Genomic DNA, 16420 nt, shown 5'->3' with positions numbered 1-16420 from the left:
AATGAAAGTATTGGAAGCATTAAGCGCTGTAGCCGGAAAATATTTTGCTGTTTGGGTTATCTTAATATCCGTCATTGCTTTTATTTTTCCTGCTCCATTTTTGGGTTTGGGGGGATTCATTACAATATTGCTTGGCGTTGTCATGTTTGGAATGGGGCTCACTTTGAAGGCAGTTGATTTTAAAATCATCATTACTAAACCACTGCCCGTGATAATTGGAGTTTGCGCCCAGTTTATCATTATGCCATCTGTAGCATTCCTTATTGCTAAACTCATGAATTTGCCAGCCGAATTAGCTGCAGGTCTGGTATTGCTTGGCTGTGTACCAGGCGGAACAGCCTCTAACGTGATGGTATATCTTGCAAAAGGAAATGTACCTTTATCGATAGCTATGACTTCGGTATCAACTTTACTGGCTCCAATCATGACACCGCTGCTTCTGCTTTTGCTGGCAGGACAATGGATGCCGGTTGATTTTTTTGATATGTTTAAGTCCATTGTACAAGTCATCCTTCTTCCGATTGTTTTAGGATTGGCCATTAAGCGGTTTTTCCCAGTAGCAGTTGAAAAAAGCTTGACCGTTTTACCACTTATTTCGGTAGCAGCCATCATTACTATCGTAAGCGCAGTAGTCTCAGGCAACGCAGCTAGCATTGCTGCTTCCGGGTTCCTTATTTTCACTGCCGTGATGCTTCATAACGGATTTGGACTGCTTTTTGGTTACTTAGCAGCAAAAGTGCTTGGACTTGATGAAGTGAACAGAAGAGCGATTTCGATTGAAGTGGGCATGCAGAACTCCGGGTTAGGTGTTGCGCTTGCCACTGCGCATTTCGGCCCGCTGGCAGCCCTTCCAAGCGTCCTGGCTGCTGCATGGCACAACATATCGGGACCAATTCTCGCGACTTACTGGTCAAAAAAACATGCAGGCGACAGTATAGAGGAACCGCCAGTTCATCCGGTGGAGACCAAGCTTTAATTATATGTTAAAAAAAAATCCCATGCTCCCAGCAGGGGTTTTTTTGTTATCTATAAACCCCAGCACTAAGTAACGTTTTAACCTTCCACTAACTGCTTTTTACCAATTCGCTTAAACGCCTTTTGAAATATTGAAGTAGGTCATAAGAAATGTACGACATCGTAATTATAAGGAGTGTCTCAAATAGTTTTAAGAATAGATTGTCAGATATATGATCCATTCTTAGTGCCGATATAATTAAATCAAAAATATCGATGAAGACTACATGAACAATGTATATACCCAGGGCTCTTCCTCCTACTTTAGTAATGAACAAATCCTTCCCCAATGTTTTATTATTTAATGCAAATAAAAAAAGAAATGCAGTTAAAAAGATGGTAGAAATAAAATATTCCCCATGACTTCCCGATAATATCTTTTCTAATAAGTATCCTTCTACCACTTGGATAGTAAAGAAGATAAAAATCACAAATAAATTGGTTTTCGCTGATATTGTTCCTGACTTTTTAAAGAATTTATCATCCGCAAAGAAGAATCCCAAAGTTGTATAAAAAAGACCAATGAATAAAGAATCCCGTGTACTCAGAGGAAGATCATAGAACATCGAATACGATTGACCGAAAAGGCCAAACAGGTTGAATATTAAGCTAATGGTTAAAAGAAGCCTTGCTTTTTTTAACTTAAAAAAACCGAATAGAATGATAACACTCCAAATTAATGCGGTTAAAAACCACAATTGGTATCCGCTAGTCCCAGTTCCGTAATATATAAGGTCAAGAAAAGAAAAATGATTAATGTATTGTGCAAATTCCTTTGGTACATCGGCAGCATCTTTATAAAGAATTAGAACATCATACATCATATAAAAGAAGAGCCAGCACAAATACAGTTTCAAGATTTTTATAATATACCTTTTAAAATAATCAAAGGAATCCCTTTTATGGATCATCTTTTGACCGAACAAATAACCAGATGCAGTAAAGAAGAATGGCACCGCAAACCTGGAGAAGTTATCGAGAATAAATAGACCAATTTGGCTATCCCTAGGGAACACATGAATGACTACAACAGATAATATGGCAAAAAATTTAATAAAGTCAATCGCGTTATTTCTTTCCATTTGTTCACCCTTTTCATAACACTTTTACTATCATTGGTTGTTCCCTATATTATGTACACCAAAGAAAAATTTATTTTTCTCTTTCTGAACCCAATTACGAGATACTGTAAGACTTAATTGATGAAGATCTAATCGTTCAGGAGGGTGGACTGTTTATAGTAGCGACTTCACTATACGGATAGTAATCATATGAATGCCTATGTTCTTATTAAAGCTCTACAGAAGAAACCCCTGTAATCAAGCCTTTTGACTAAGGGAAATGGTGGGGTTCCTGATTGAAACTTGCAATTGATATTTAATTTATCATTGCTTGAAGCACTGCACACATGCTGGACCATAAGTCGTGCTGATAATAAAAACATTTAATTTTTGCCTCTAGAAGAATGCTTAATAGTCTTGGTAAGACAATGGGATGAAGGGGGAGGGGCGTTCTTATTTTCTACTTTCTCTATTAACTTGCTCCCATATTAAATTCACTAATTCTTGCGTATCATTCCTGAATTTTCAAGTAATTTAAACATTAATTCATCATATTTCAAGCACCAATGCGACGTGTTTTGTCTGTGTATAAATATCATGATTGTTGACCTGATTTTATACAAAACAGCTTACATTGGAGGATGTAAGTCCATCTAATTCCAATATATATACATGGTAAGTACAAGTACTTGCAATTTTATGCATATAAAAATTGCCTATCAATAATAAAAAGCTGGAACAACCAGTGCATACGCTAACCGCAGGTAAACGTATTAGTTAATCTGAGGTAAACTTCGAAAATGAAATTCAGGAGACTTTGGATTGATCACGTATTGTGGACAAGTAATTATATAACAAGTGCAACAACCGCTGGAGTGGAGGATCAAACACAGGTACTGGCTAGACTTATGAAGAATCAGGATGATATCGGAAATGCTGTAAAGCCAGTTTACGGAGAGAAAGCTGGTAACAAACTTGCGGATCTGCTTAAGGAACATATTGTTATTGCGGGAAAGATTGTAGATGCGGCTAAAAGTGGAAATGATGCCTTGGTGAAACAGCTAAACAAAGAATGGTATAGAAATGCTGATGATTTAGCAGCTTTCCTTAGCGGTGCCAACCCCTATTTGAAAAATGAAGATCTAAAAAATTTGCTGTAAATGCACCTGAAATTAGTGACAAATGATTTATCTGCAAGCTTAGCAAAAGATTGGAACGCAAGAATCGTTGCAATAGACGAAGGGGTCACACATATAATCTTAATGGCAGATACTATCACTGCGGGAGTTATAAAGCAGTTTTCGGATAAGTTTAAATAATGATCTTAAGGATCCCCTAGCAACCTGTTGGAGGATTCTTTCATGTGAGAGATGCTTTGAAAATAAATTTTCTATGTCTGTTTCATGAGGTATCAGGAGTGCAACTAAGGTAGTAAAGCTACATCATGACAATATTCGACTTTTATTGATGCACTTACTATAAACATGGCTATTTGAACGCTTTGATGACACCTGAAGAATGGTAAATTCCACTTTTCGAACTATTAAGATCTTAGCTGATTGGGAGGGGGATTTTTCTTTTTAGTTAATATTCAGTGGAGTAGAAGCTAAAACAAATTAATAAAGTGGAATGATTTGAATGTTTGTTGAAGCAGGATTGAGACTTCGCTTAATATACCTGTTTAACCAAACCACCACGTTCTTTAGCTTCATAATTTTGCAAATCGGAAAAAGCCCACAACACAACATTTAGGTTGGGGCTCTTCTTGCTCCTATTTACTGACTTTGGCAGCTAGTTGGCGATTTTTGTGACTACTAATGAGGGATACCTATATGTTACATTGGCAGATGCAGTAATAACTCTAATACTTAGCCTATCGTTTGCGGATAATCGAAGTTGGATTGTTCTTCCTATCGTGTTTCTAGTTTCAACTGTCGATGGTTGCCCGCCTGGACCACCAGAAATACGATTAAAGGATTCAAAAGTACTTTCAAGAACTGGGGTTGTGTCATTGATGAATAACCTGAACTGCACTTCGGTATTAAACGTTAAGTTAGAAGCATTAATTAGTCTAGCTGTTAAATCCATGCTTATCTCATATACCCCAGCAGTCAGAACCTCAATATCAGTAAAAGGACCAGTACCAGGAGGAAAAGGAGCTGTTCCTAATAACGGACCAGGAGTTGTGAAAACAACCTTCTGCCCCAGAGTAGGGGGATTTACTGCAGCCACTGTGACAAAATTTCCAGACGGATCGTACAATGATCCATAAGCCAAAGCACCCCCTGGTCCTGGAGGTCCAGTTTCTCCCTGAGGTCCTGGAGGTCCTGGAAGTCCTTGAAATCCTTGAGGTCCTGAAGGTCCTTGAGGTCCTCGAGGACCTTGTTCACACTCCTTACATTTTTTATGATTGTTTTTATTAGGGGAATGCTCCTTTTTATTAGGGAAATCATCGTTTTTATTAAGGAAATCATCGTTTTTACACTTATATGTCGTGTCAACAAATCTACGACCTTGAATTGGCTTATCTATTTTACTCACCCTTTTTCCTCATTGTTCACTTTTTCCGAAAAGTCAAGCAATGATGCTTTTTTCTGTTTTTTCCGCTTCGCTTTCTGATTTATTAGTTTCTATTTCCTCTTTTGCAGACGATACGAGGGGTCCTATACGTTTTACAGTAAGTGACGGGGTTCTATAAGAAACATCTCCACTCACATTTTGAATAAACACAAACAAGTTTTCTCCTGTATTTAACTCCACTAGGACGGTCTTACCTATAGTGTTAAACCATGAAAGTTCTCCAGTTTGACATGTCAATCCTGTTACGATTTCGATAGAGGAACCTGGAATGGTCCCTATGACACTTCAGTTAATCATGAATAATGCCGTTTCAAGTTCATTAGTAACAACAACAAGGTCGGCACTTATTTCATAGACACCACTAAGAGAGACAGTGATCTCATTTGTTTCCGGATTCGGGATTGTATTTAAGCTGAATCCTGGGAAATCAAAATCTATATGACAAAATTCCCGGACGGATTGTACAATGATCCATAAGCCAAAGCACCCCCTGGTCCTTGAGGTCCTGTTTTTCGCAGTGTGATTCTTTGAAACAATTATTATCATGATCGGCCAAGTTAATCACTCCTTTCTACAACTATATATGCCTATATAAAAAAAAGGTTTGGATTTTTAGGTTTATTTTTTAAATCAGGATCTATTTAAAGTTATATTGATGCGTACAATTAAGAATGATAGCTGAATATCGTTTGGGCAAGTCGTTTTAAAGAAGAAGCAGGAATATCGATTTATCAACAACGTTATGTACACCTTACATAGAAGAAACTATTTTACAACTGAGGAGAATGTGCTTGTTGAACTACCATGAAAATTAACTTCTGCAGTTATGGGAAAAAGGCAATATTGAATAAGACGCAGCTCATTTGTAAAAGGGGAGACGTCTTATTTATTTATGGAATCGGATTGGTTATACAGAATAAGAAGCCTCCGGTTCTGACAATGTAACCGTGTAGCTTAAACTTTCAAGTCTTCCAAGTGAATTCCGAACAATGGATTGTTGCTTCTGAGTAATATGATTTTCGTAAAAAGAAGTATTGTCGAATCCCGTTGCGTGTGGAAAATAATGGATTTCTAAATCTAAATCACCCTGGGAATTTTTGAAAAGTATAGATTCATGAATAGAATACTTTGTAAATATTTGTGAATTATTTCGGGGATAAAGAAATGAATCAAATAATAAACGATTCAACAAGGATATTTATCAATTAGATAATGATTTTAAAAAGAAAGTCATGACAGGAATTTAGAATTTATCATAAACGGAAATAAGAGAAGCTAAAAATTCGTAAAAATGATTTTCTATTTGGATGTCTATATGTCAAGGATAGTCGTTGTTAAAAATGTCTTAATAGATGAGGGGCGGCAGACATTAATAGAAAGAATCATTTTTATTTTACATTTTCCTAGTTTACATAATATATATTATAGGAAGTTATATTTTTAATGTTTATTTTGTCTCATATCTTAAGAATACTTAACTTAGTGAGACGTGATACGGATTTTTAATATTTAATTTCATTGCCATTATCTATAATTTTTTTATTAATTAGTCATTGTTAACTTATACTTTTAAACTTAAATAAAAATTGTTCCAATTATAATGATTGATCTTCAATTAAAAATTCGGTCTAAATACGCAATAAGATTTCTTGGATTTAAGCTAATTTCACATCAGTTACGGTCATTTAAATCTTCTTGATTTATATATTGAATTTTAATTTATCTGCTAATTGTTAACATATTTCGTTTTCAATCATTTTTATACTATAGATCGGATTATTCAATTAGTATTTATCATCCTTAGTCATTTCACTCTAAGTATCTCCAGTTGCTTGGTTGTGGTAATCAAATCTATTTTATTATTTCCCTTCATGTATAAAACGGCCAATTCAGCATTTTTAGGTACAGGGAATTCATTTAAATCTTCTGTAGCTGTGTCTAAAGAAATAAAAATTGAGTAATAAATGATTACCCCTATTAAAAAAGCAGCTAGGGTAAGTGCACAACTAATCTTTTTCTTCATATTGCTTCCCCTTTCCTTTACTTTCCTAAAGACCTATTCAAAGAATAGTTATCTAATAACCTGTAGTAATCTAAATATCCCGGTTTTATTTACATTATTTATCATTTTTATTATTCTTATATATAAATTAAATGGCGAAATGAGAAAAATCACGGGTTAACACTCATGAAAAGTTATATAAATATAATTTACCTCAATGATAATTCAAAAGGTTTTTTATCATGCAAGTTCCGCTTTCTACCTGAAATTGATGATAGCTCCTCCATTTAGCCACATAATTACAATATAAGCTTTCATAATTAACCTCATAGCAGCCTTTAGCATGAATAACCTTTAAAAATTGTTTTAAACTTAATGATGCTCAAACCGCCATCGAGTTTTGATGTAAAATAACAAGCAGTGAATCAATAGGAAGATGCCAAGGATTATAAGGCAACCTTCAAATTAAATTTGTATAGAGCCACACTTACTTTCAGCAATCAGTTCTTGTTTATCATAAGTGAAATAAAATCGTAAAAGTCGATTTTTATATTTTTATAAAAAGATTTAAAAGTTTCAGGAATCAAAAATGCCAGAAGAAATTTGAATGGTTTTAAGATCTCAAGCTTTGTTTAATTTAGCTGAATAAATATGTTATGTAAACACTCACGAAATGTTAATTACCTTTTTCTTTGGTTTTTTTTACATGTGAAAGTCTTTATTAAGAAGTCGCTGAAAGTTAGTTAGCAAGTAACTGATGGGCTATCTAGTTTTTTTCTCTTGCATTGGCTTTTCGCGATACAGATATTAATCGGTCTTAAGTTATAAATAACGGTCATGCATTTTTGAAAAATCCTATTCTTGACTACCTATGGAACTTTATGTCTAATAGATAAAAAAAAGGAACACGAAATCACTATTGATCGCATGTTCCAGTTACGTTAATTATGTTCGAATGGATTCGATACGGCTTTGGATGAATTCGAACGAGGTTTTTGCTTCTTGGATGATTTGTTTGATCAGTTCATTGACGGTCAATATTTCTTTTATGAGTCCTACGGATTGTCCGCATGACCAGATACCTCCGTCTATATTTCCTTCAAAGTATACTTTCTTGCTTCTTTGTCCCGTAATTAGCGGAATCAATTCCTCTATAGTGGCACCTTCATTTTCAAGTTTGTCCACTTCTTTACTGACGGCATTTAATGCTACACGCGACGGACTGCCTATATTCCGTTGGATGACGACCGTATCCGTTTCATTGGCCGATACCATCCACTGCTTCACGTTTTCATGAATCGGTGCTTCTTGCGTTGCCATGAAGCGAGTCCCCATGACGATACCTTCAGCACCGAGTGATAAGGCGCTGATAAGGTCCCTCCCATCCGAAAATCCCCCTCCAGCTATTACTGGTATATTTACAGAGTCAACGGCTCTAGGGAGCATGACAAGCGTTCCTACATCCCCCATGCCTGGATGTCCGCCTGTTTCATTCCCGACAATAATAATCGCATCGACTCCTAATTTCTCTGCAGACACAGCGTTTTTGACGTTCGCTACCTTATGTAACACGGTAAAGCCGTGCTCTTTAAGTCTGGGCATTAAACTTTCTGGGCTTCGGCCACTCGTTTCAACAATTTTCACATCTTCCTCAATTAAAATATCGATGAACTCATCATTCGGGGTTGCCGTTTGACTTGGAAACAGGTTCAGGTTGACAGCAAAGGGTTTCTTGGTCAAAGTTTTCACTTTCCGTATTTCATCACGGAGGCCTTCCGGTGTCACCTGTGTTTTCGAAGTGATGATACCAAGTCCCCCCGCTTCTGAAACAGCGGCTGCAAGCGGGGCCCGGCCAACTTGAAACATCCCGCCGCAAATAATCGGATATTCAATCCCCAATAATTCAGTCATTCTCGTTTTCATTTGCCATACCCCTTTCATTTTTCATGGATTTCTATAAGTCTGCTTTTCTTAATAATGAACACACGCATGTCTATATACCATACTTATGGAGCCGCTTGTAAAAAGTACTTCTAGGTATATCCATCAACTTTGCTGCAGCAGTGACATTTCCTCTTGACTTTTGTAATGCCTCTATCATTAGATCCCGTTGAATTTTTTCACGGATCGTCAGTTCATTTCCCTTGATGCCTTTTTTAACACCAGGTTCCTCCCATGAAGGGAAATCATCATGCGGTGTAACCGGTTGGGAATGCATGGAATTCAACACTTTACCATAATCCAGAGGTCCTTCTGCAAGTAAGATGGTCAATCGCTGAAGTACATTCTGCAGTTCTCTAATATTGCCTGGCCAATGGTAATCCTTTAAACGAATCAACAATTCTTCTGTTAGCGGAATATTCCAATTATTCTTTGAACACAGGTAGTTGACTAGATATGGAATATCTTCAACCCTTTCCCTTAAGGGAGGTACATGAATGGGGTAAACGTTCAGCCGATAGTATAAATCCTTACGAAAGGACCCCTCATTGACAAGCTTTTCAAGATTACGGTGTGTTGCAGTGATAATGCGAATATCCAATGATACGCTTTTTGTGCCGCCAATCGGAACGATTTTTCTTTCCTGAAGAACACGCAGTAAGGCAACTTGCATCGCTGAAGGGATTTCACCGATTTCATCGAGAAAAATGGTTCCGCCATTTGCCTGCTCGAACTTCCCTTTGTGACCTTGCCGTTTAGCACCTGTAAAAGCGCCCTCAACATACCCGAATAGTTCACTTTCCATTAAATCCTTAGGTATGGCTCCGCAATTTATCGTGACGAACGGTCCCTTTTTGCGCATGCCATTATCATGAATAGCCTTGGCAATAAGCTCTTTCCCGACACCTGTTTCACCGGATATATACACATTTGCTTCTGTCGGTGCAACAAGCTTCACTTTACGTAATGTGTTATGAAAGGATTCACTAATCCCTCTTTCCCCTTCGAAGGCAAATCTTTCTGAAGGCATTGAAGCAGGAAAAAGCCTATTGGCTTCACGACCATGATTCTCCGATAAGAATAAACACTTACCGGAAACCCTATTATCCTCTTTGGATAGAAGCGGATTTTCCTTTACGATTCGATATCCATGATTTAACAGATCGACCAACGGCATACCAATGGTTTGAGGAATTTTTTTGCGAACCTGTTTACTGGCGGAGATTATCATTTGTTTATGATTACAAACGATAAAAGGCAAATCTGGATAGGTTTCTGCAAGTTCTATCGAGTGCTGGGTCAGTGCCAGCTCCCTTTTATAGGAACGCATCCCCATTTCCTGTTCGATCGTATACGCCAAATTGGCTACCATCCCCAGCATGGAGGGATGGAAATATTCTACTGGACATGATATATCCAAAACTCCCAATATCTCACCGTCTTCATTTAATATGGGCATGGCAGAGCAACTCCACTTGTGCGAGGCAATCGAATAGTGCTCGGTACCTTGGATCATTACGGCTTCACCCGTTTTCAATGCTGTTCCAATAGCGTTCGTTCCGACCTCACCCTCCGTCCAGCAAACGCCCTCCACAAAATTTATTTTTCCTGCCTCATCGAGGATTTTCTCGTTTCCGGAAAGTGATAGGACATATCCATCCGGATCGACCAATAAAGCCATCATTCCAGAATCCTTTATCGATTGATTCATCCTGGATAATTGGGGTGATGCCACTTCTAACAGGAAGGAGTTTTTTTCTCTTTGAATGTCCAATAATTCATCCGTCAAAATGTGTTTGCCTTTATTAAGGTATGGGTTGACTTGATCTTTTTTGCAGCGATACCAGGATTCCATTATTCGCTTGTTCAGACGATTTGAATCGAGAACCCCTTCACTGACAAAGCGTTCCCATGTACGTAGATAACAACTGGTGGATAGCATATAATCCTCCTCTAATCATTTGGCTTGAACCTTCATTTGACCAGTCAATCTAGAGGAAAAATACCATGGAGTAATAGAAATAGAATGTTATTCGAGGTCTTTTTAATTATAGTAGATTATGTATCCGCTTACAATATATAGAGTAAGTTAAAAAAAAGCATCATGTGTCATTCACATGATGCTTCTCCATCGAACCATTTACTGCGATAGTTTATGAAAAAATAACCCCTCCATCAATCATGATGGATTGCCCTGTCATATAATCCGAATCCGGTGAAGCAAGGTAAGAGACGAATTTCGCGACATCTTCTGGGGTTTCGGGGCGCCCCAGGGTTATGGAATCTGTGAACTTTTTAAATGTTTCCCCTTTAGCAAGATTCATATATGGACCCATTTTTTCATCGATTAAATCCCACATTTGCGTTCCGACAATTCCTGGACAGTATGCATTCACCGTAATGCCGAACTGGGCCAATTCCTGTGCTGCCGCTTGTGTAATGCCCCTAACGGCAAATTTTGTGGCCGAGTATGTACCAAGTAAGCTAAAACCTTTATAACTGGCGATGCTGGCAGCACTTATGATTTTCCCGCCTTCTTGCTTTTTCATTTGTTCTGCCGCGGCTTGAAGGCAAAAGAGGACACCATTTACATTTATATTGAAAATCTGTTCAAGATCTTCTTGAGTTACTTCCAATAGAGGCTTTATTTGCGCAATTCCTGCATTTGAAGCCATGACATCCAGCTGTCCAAACCGTCCCACAACTTGATTCACCATTTCGAATACTTCCCGTCTATTGCTTACATCCGCTTTAACGGCGTAGCTTTCACGTCCAAGTTCCCTTATCTCATTCACGACCGATTCGGCCGTATCCAGATTGACGTCGTTAATGACCACATTCAATCCATCTTGAGCTAATCTTAATGCAATGGCACGTCCGATACCACGACCTGCACCAGTGACTATCGCCATCCGTTGACCGCTAGCCATACAAATACCCCCTTCAGTTTTAGCAATGCACAGCTTGACCTACAACATTTAAAAGAGCTTCATGTATGGATTCCGACAAGGTTGGATGCGCCGCCACTAAATCTTCCATCATATCTGCCGTTATTTCTGCATGCAGCATGATCGTTCCTTGTCCAATCAATTCTGTTGCATGCTGACCAACAATGGTAAAACCCAGAATTTCATTATATTGTGGATTCACTAGCACTTTGACCTTTCCTACCGGTTTATTGGAAAGGACAGCTTTCCCATTTGCCGAAAAAGCGAATTCACCTACTTTAATTTCACCATATTTTTGACGCGCTTCTTTTTCGGTCAAGCCTACACTGGCAATCTCGGGGGAGGTATAAATGCAGCGAGGGATTGCCCGGTAATTCACTTGTGCAAATTGACCGCAGGCATTCAGGGCCGCCACACGCCCTTCATGAAAAGCAACATGGGCAAGTTGGGTGCCCCCTATCACATCACCGCAAGCATAAATTGATGGATTGCTTGTTTGCATTCGATCATCCACCGAGATGCCACGTCGGGAAAAATCAATATCGTTTTCCTCTAAGCCTATTCCATTCACTCTTGGTCTTCTCCCTATTGATACGAGTACGTAATCAGAAATCATTTCTACCAATTTTCCATCGCCATTTTCCAAAAATACCGTTTTACTGGTTGAATCGATGTTTTTGACAGTTGTTGAGGTATGGATCGTAACGCCTTGGTTCATTAATTCGTCATGCAGTATGCTCGTGGTATCATCATCTTCCCCAGGAAGCAGCTTTTCCCCCATTTCGATAACGGTAACCTTGGTGCCCAACCTGCTATAAATGCTGGCAAATTCACATCCGATGACGCCGCCTCCGACAATTAGCAGTGAATCGGGAATGGCAGGAAGTGACATGGCATGACCACTGTGGATGATCCATTCACCATCAAACGGCGCAAAAGGGAGTGGAATCGGTTCAGAACCCGTTGAAATGATGATCTTACTTGCATCAATCACTTCATTTTTATTTCCGTTCTCGATCCGCAGTAGATTGCTTGAAAGGATAGAAGCCCTGCCCTGTATGATTTTTATTTTATTCTTACCCATTAAATATCGAATGCCGTTCACTAGATTAGATATGACCTCTCTTTTTCGCTCCTGTACGGTATCCCAATCGACTTCAATCGAATGGGGGTAAAGGCGAATTCCCATTTGCCCGGCATTTTTCACCAAGTCATACGTATCGGCACTTTTCAATAACGACTTCGTTGGCATGCAGCCTTCGTTTAAACAGGTTCCCCCCAATGGCCCATCGACTGCCAATATGACCTCCTTATCCTGCTGGGCAGCAGTGATTGCCGCTACATACCCTGCAGGACCTCCGCCTATAATAACTATACGATTCAAGGCTTTCCCTCCTATTCTATAAAATCACGGTGATCGGCTCTTCTAAATACCTTTTTAGTGTTTGTAAAAAGGCAGCAGCGGGTGCCCCGTCCAGTACACGGTGATCAAAAGTTAAACTTAGTGGCAAGATCGTTCTCCTCTCCAATTCTTCGCCAATATAAAGCGGGGTATCGTAAGCAGAGCCAATTCCGAGTATCCCCGTTTCCGGTGTATTGAGAATCGGCGTAAAATGCTCAACGCCATATGCCCCGAGGTTACTGATAGTAAAAGTGGAACCTTGCATGTCTTCAATTGGCAATTGACCGTCACGTGCACACCGGGCCAACTCCTTCCCCTTATTCGATAACTGTCTTAGGGTACAATTTTCGGCATTTCTTATGACGGGAACAACTAGTCCATTCTCCAAGGCCACCGCTAATCCAAGATGGATAGACTCATACAAAATGATGTTATCTTCAATATAGGCACTATTCATTTTAGGGTGCTCTTTAAGTGAAAGCACGACAGCCTTGGCAACAAAGTCCGTTATAGTCAATTTAGTTGATTCATATTTTTGCAGCGTTTCTGTAGCCTGTTTTTGCAAAATGACTAGATCAGTGACATCAACTTTCAGCGTTAGCGTTAATTGGGCACTGCTTTGCAAGCTCTCTTTCATTCGTTTGGCAATGATGTTCCTCATTCCCTTAACAGGAATCTGCTGCTGACGCTCTAAAGCTGGTTTTGGCGGAACTATTCTTTCTTCTGTATTTACCGGGATGGAATCCCTTTTCTCAATTACTTTCTGGACATCTTCTTTAGTGATTCTTCCTCCTGGCCCGGTGCCTTGAATCATCTCAATGTCAAGATTCGCTGCCTGTGCCATTTTTCGTGCAACCGGAGTGATCATCAATCGATCTCCCATTGGCAAAGTGGGGGACTCTTTTGTTTTCGTCTTTTCTTGTTCATCAATTTTCAACTGGGTCTCTACAGCAACAGGTTCATCGATCTTTATTTTTTCATTCGGATCTCCGATATGACAGATAACGGTTCCTGGAGGTACTCCTTGACCTTCTTGAACAGCTATATTCAGAATCGTACCTTCCGCTGGAGATTCAATATCCATTTCTATTTTCTCTGAATTGATGCTGGCTATTGCTTCACCTTTTTGGACTGGATCCCCAACAGCCTTACTCCATAACGAAACAGTGCCTTCTTTCATTGCCATACCCAATTTCGGCATTACCACTTCGACAGCCATATCTAATTTCTCCCTTCATAATGGTTTGTTTTATCCATCATTGTTTTTGTTGCTCCAACCTTTGCAGTTCTATGCGAAAAAGCTGGAGCATGCATCTGGATTTATTTACACCCCTAGAATGGAAGGTTCCCCTAATAATTCTGAAACGGCTTGTATCACTTTTTCTGATGTAGGAAGGTAAATATCTTCAAGCGGTGGAGAAAAAGGGACAGGTGTATGTGGTGCCGTAATCCTCTTGATTGGCGCATCGAGCGTATCAAACCCCTTATCCGCCACCAGTGCGGCAATATCCGTTGCGACACTGCATCTTGGGTTCGCTTCATCGATCACGATCAAACGATTTGTTTTTGCCACAGAGGAGAGAATCGATTCTTCATCCAGTGGTGACAAGCTCCGCGGGTCGACAATCTCAACTTCAATTCCTTTAGCTGTGAGTTTTTCAGCAGCCTCCATCGCGGTGTGAACTTGTTTACCGATGGCAACGATCGTCAAATCCGAGCCTTTCCTTTTCATTTCGGCTTTGCCGATTGGGATTGTATAGTAGCCTTCCGGAACCTCTCCAACCATGTTGTATAGTGTTTTATCTTCAAAAAAGATGACAGGGTCATTATCTTCAATGGCTGAAAGTAAAAGCCCTTTTGCGTCATAGGGGGATGAGGGAACGACGACCTTCAATCCTGGAATGCTGGTGAACAAGGCATAAAGGCTTTGTGAATGCTGAGCTGCAGCCCTGAACCCTGCACCATGCATCGTACGGATCGTCACGGGAACCTGTGCTTTACCGCCAAACATATAGCGGAATTTCGCACCTTGATTCAATACTTCATCCAAACAGCTGCCAATGAAATCGTTGAACATTAACTCGGCTATCGGTCGCAAGCCTGTCGAAGCGGCTGCCATTGCCGCTCCCATATATCCTGCTTCCGCAATGGGTGTGTCAAGAATTCTATCCCGGCCAAATTCTTGAACCAATCCTTTCGTGACACCTAAGACGCCACCCCATGCTTCGTCATCCTGCAAATGATCGACCTCTGCACCGCCGGCTACATCTTCTCCCATAAGGATGACATTTTCGTCTTTTCTCATTGCCATGGCCATTGCTTCATTTATTGCCTGCGACATACTGATTTTTCTACTCATTTCAATTCCTCCTTTTATGGTTTAATAAGATACATAAACATCGTTTAATAAATCGGACGCTTCTGGATATGGGCTCTCTTCACTGAACTTAACTGCTTGTTTAATAGATTCCTCAACGGCATTCTCAAGAGAAACCAGTTCTTTTTCCGCCAGCAGATTCTGATTCAGTAAGTAATTCCTGAATAGGGCAATCGCATCTTTCTCTTGTTTATGTTCCTTTTTTTCTTGTTCCTTTTTATATTTCTGTGCATCTCCCTCGAAGTGGCCATAATTACGATAAGTAACGCATTCGATCAATGATGGGCCTTCTCCCCTGCGAGCCCTCTGAACGGCTTCTTCAGCAGCCTTATACACGGCCAATACATCTTTCCCATCCACCCGGACACCCGGGATATTGTAGCTTATCGCACGATCGGCTATCGTTTTACAGCTAGAAGCATAGTTGAAAGGCGTGGCTTCCCCATACCCATTATTTTCAGCGATGAATATTACGGGCAGCTTCCAGATTGCCGCCAGATTTATCCCTTCATGGAATGTCCCATGATTATTGGCACCATCACCAAAAAAACAAACACTAACATGATCAGTCTTTTTATACTTGGCAGTTAATGCTGCACCGCATGCGAGCGGAAAGCCTCCGCCGACTATCCCGTTCGCACCTAACATCCCCTTATCCAAATCGGCAATATGCATCGAACCGCCTTTTCCTTTGCAAAGCCCAGTCACTTTCCCATAGATTTCAGCCATCATCCCGTTTAGGTCGCATTCTTTTGCAATACAGTGGCCATGCCCCCTGTGAGTGCTTGTAATGCTGTCCTTTTCGGATAGGTGGGCACATACACCAACAGCAACCGCTTCTTCCCCTGCATATAAATGGACAAACCCAGGTAAAATCCCTTTTGCAAAAGATTCATGAACTTGATCTTCGAATTTTCTGATCTCCAGCATTTTCTTGTACATCCAATAAGCCTTGTCCTGTGATAACTTTATTTCATTCGATTGAACCGTTTCCATTTTTCAGCCCCCAATCAGTAATAGCAAGTCAATCTTATATATTGCAATTGTCGTGCCAAAATGGGAGGCGGTAAAATTAGGAGTTTAACTATTTTCAGC

General features: G+C 39.7%; 12 protein-coding genes and 1 pseudogene. 2 read left to right on the top strand and 11 right to left on the bottom strand.

Annotated features, from left to right (window positions below):
* The first annotated feature begins 1 nt into the window (after position 1).
* The gene (locus J7I96_RS16145) at positions 2–976 is read left to right on the top strand and encodes a bile acid:sodium symporter family protein (protein WP_214768251.1); all 975 of its coding nucleotides are present in this window, start codon (positions 2–4) and stop codon (positions 974–976) included.
* A gap of 88 nt (positions 977–1064) precedes the next feature.
* Here the strand turns inward: J7I96_RS16145 and J7I96_RS16140 are convergent, their stop codons facing one another.
* On the bottom strand, positions 1065–2096 hold the full coding sequence (locus tag J7I96_RS16140) for an acyltransferase (protein ID WP_214768250.1): 1032 nt from the start codon (positions 2094–2096) through the stop codon (positions 1065–1067).
* Between the two features lie 760 nt (positions 2097–2856).
* Here J7I96_RS16140 and J7I96_RS16135 point away from each other — a divergent pair.
* Positions 2857–3394: pseudogene (locus tag J7I96_RS16135) on the top strand (glycosyltransferase); the annotation flags it as partial.
* 472 nt (positions 3395–3866) lie between these two features.
* Here J7I96_RS16135 and J7I96_RS28440 read toward each other — a convergent pair.
* The 10 genes from J7I96_RS28440 to J7I96_RS16085 form a co-directional block, all read right to left on the bottom strand.
* Complete coding sequence (locus J7I96_RS28440) at positions 3867–4616, bottom strand: exosporium leader peptide (protein WP_214768249.1); 750 nt, start codon at positions 4614–4616, stop codon at positions 3867–3869.
* A gap of 33 nt (positions 4617–4649) precedes the next feature.
* Positions 4650–4805 carry a hypothetical protein gene (locus tag J7I96_RS16125; RefSeq protein WP_214768248.1) on the bottom strand — a complete coding sequence of 52 codons (156 nt, stop codon included), beginning with the start codon at positions 4803–4805 and terminating at the stop codon, positions 4650–4652.
* Positions 4806–6459: 1654 nt separating this feature from the next.
* Positions 6460–6678 carry a hypothetical protein gene (locus J7I96_RS16120; protein WP_214768246.1) on the bottom strand — a complete coding sequence of 73 codons (219 nt, stop codon included), beginning with the start codon at positions 6676–6678 and terminating at the stop codon, positions 6460–6462.
* A gap of 924 nt (positions 6679–7602) precedes the next feature.
* Positions 7603–8580: an NAD(P)H-dependent flavin oxidoreductase gene (locus tag J7I96_RS16115; protein ID WP_214768245.1), complete on the bottom strand. Its 978-nt coding sequence runs from the start codon at positions 8578–8580 to the stop codon at positions 7603–7605.
* A 70-nt stretch (positions 8581–8650) separates the two neighbouring features.
* Entirely contained in the window at positions 8651–10540 is a 1890-nt protein-coding gene (locus J7I96_RS16110; protein WP_214922797.1) for a sigma-54-dependent Fis family transcriptional regulator, read from the bottom strand.
* A 211-nt stretch (positions 10541–10751) separates the two neighbouring features.
* Positions 10752–11528, bottom strand: coding sequence for an acetoin reductase (locus tag J7I96_RS16105; RefSeq protein ID WP_214922798.1), 777 nt, complete (start codon positions 11526–11528; stop codon positions 10752–10754).
* 19 nt (positions 11529–11547) lie between these two features.
* On the bottom strand, positions 11548–12930 hold the full coding sequence (lpdA, locus tag J7I96_RS16100; RefSeq protein ID WP_214768242.1) for a dihydrolipoyl dehydrogenase: 1383 nt from the start codon (positions 12928–12930) through the stop codon (positions 11548–11550).
* Positions 12931–12946: 16 nt separating this feature from the next.
* On the bottom strand, positions 12947–14167 hold the full coding sequence (locus J7I96_RS16095; RefSeq protein ID WP_214768241.1) for a dihydrolipoamide acetyltransferase family protein: 1221 nt from the start codon (positions 14165–14167) through the stop codon (positions 12947–12949).
* Between the two features lie 105 nt (positions 14168–14272).
* Positions 14273–15307, bottom strand: coding sequence for an alpha-ketoacid dehydrogenase subunit beta (locus J7I96_RS16090; RefSeq protein WP_098936477.1), 1035 nt, complete (start codon positions 15305–15307; stop codon positions 14273–14275).
* Between the two features lie 21 nt (positions 15308–15328).
* On the bottom strand, positions 15329–16321 hold the full coding sequence (locus tag J7I96_RS16085) for a thiamine pyrophosphate-dependent dehydrogenase E1 component subunit alpha (protein ID WP_214768240.1): 993 nt from the start codon (positions 16319–16321) through the stop codon (positions 15329–15331).
* Positions 16322–16420 lie beyond the last annotated feature (99 nt).

Origin of the sequence: Bacillus sp. ISL-78 (assembly GCF_018613455.1) — a bacterium.
Taxonomy (GTDB): Bacteria; Bacillota; Bacilli; order Bacillales; family DSM-1321; genus Peribacillus; species Peribacillus frigoritolerans.
The sequence above is the reverse complement of the archived record's forward strand: the minus strand, read 5'-3'. Positions and strand labels throughout refer to the sequence as shown.

What these genes read in the sequence shown, in the direction of transcription:
- J7I96_RS16105 (WP_214922798.1), bottom strand. Translation starts at nt 11,528, where the DNA reads ATGGCTAGCGGTCAACGGATGGCGATAGTCACTGGTGCAGGTCGTGGT.
- J7I96_RS16120 (WP_214768246.1), bottom strand. Translation starts at nt 6,678, where the DNA reads ATGAAGAAAAAGATTAGTTGTGCACTTACCCTAGCTGCTTTTTTAATA.
- J7I96_RS16140 (WP_214768250.1), bottom strand. Translation starts at nt 2,096, where the DNA reads ATGGAAAGAAATAACGCGATTGACTTTATTAAATTTTTTGCCATATTA.
- J7I96_RS16110 (WP_214922797.1), bottom strand. Translation starts at nt 10,540, where the DNA reads ATGCTATCCACCAGTTGTTATCTACGTACATGGGAACGCTTTGTCAGT.
- J7I96_RS16145 (WP_214768251.1), top strand. Translation starts at nt 2, where the DNA reads ATGAAAGTATTGGAAGCATTAAGCGCTGTAGCCGGAAAATATTTTGCT.
- J7I96_RS16090 (WP_098936477.1), bottom strand. Translation starts at nt 15,307, where the DNA reads ATGAGTAGAAAAATCAGTATGTCGCAGGCAATAAATGAAGCAATGGCC.
- J7I96_RS16095 (WP_214768241.1), bottom strand. Translation starts at nt 14,167, where the DNA reads ATGGCTGTCGAAGTGGTAATGCCGAAATTGGGTATGGCAATGAAAGAA.
- J7I96_RS16115 (WP_214768245.1), bottom strand. Translation starts at nt 8,580, where the DNA reads ATGAAAACGAGAATGACTGAATTATTGGGGATTGAATATCCGATTATT.
- J7I96_RS16085 (WP_214768240.1), bottom strand. Translation starts at nt 16,321, where the DNA reads ATGGAAACGGTTCAATCGAATGAAATAAAGTTATCACAGGACAAGGCT.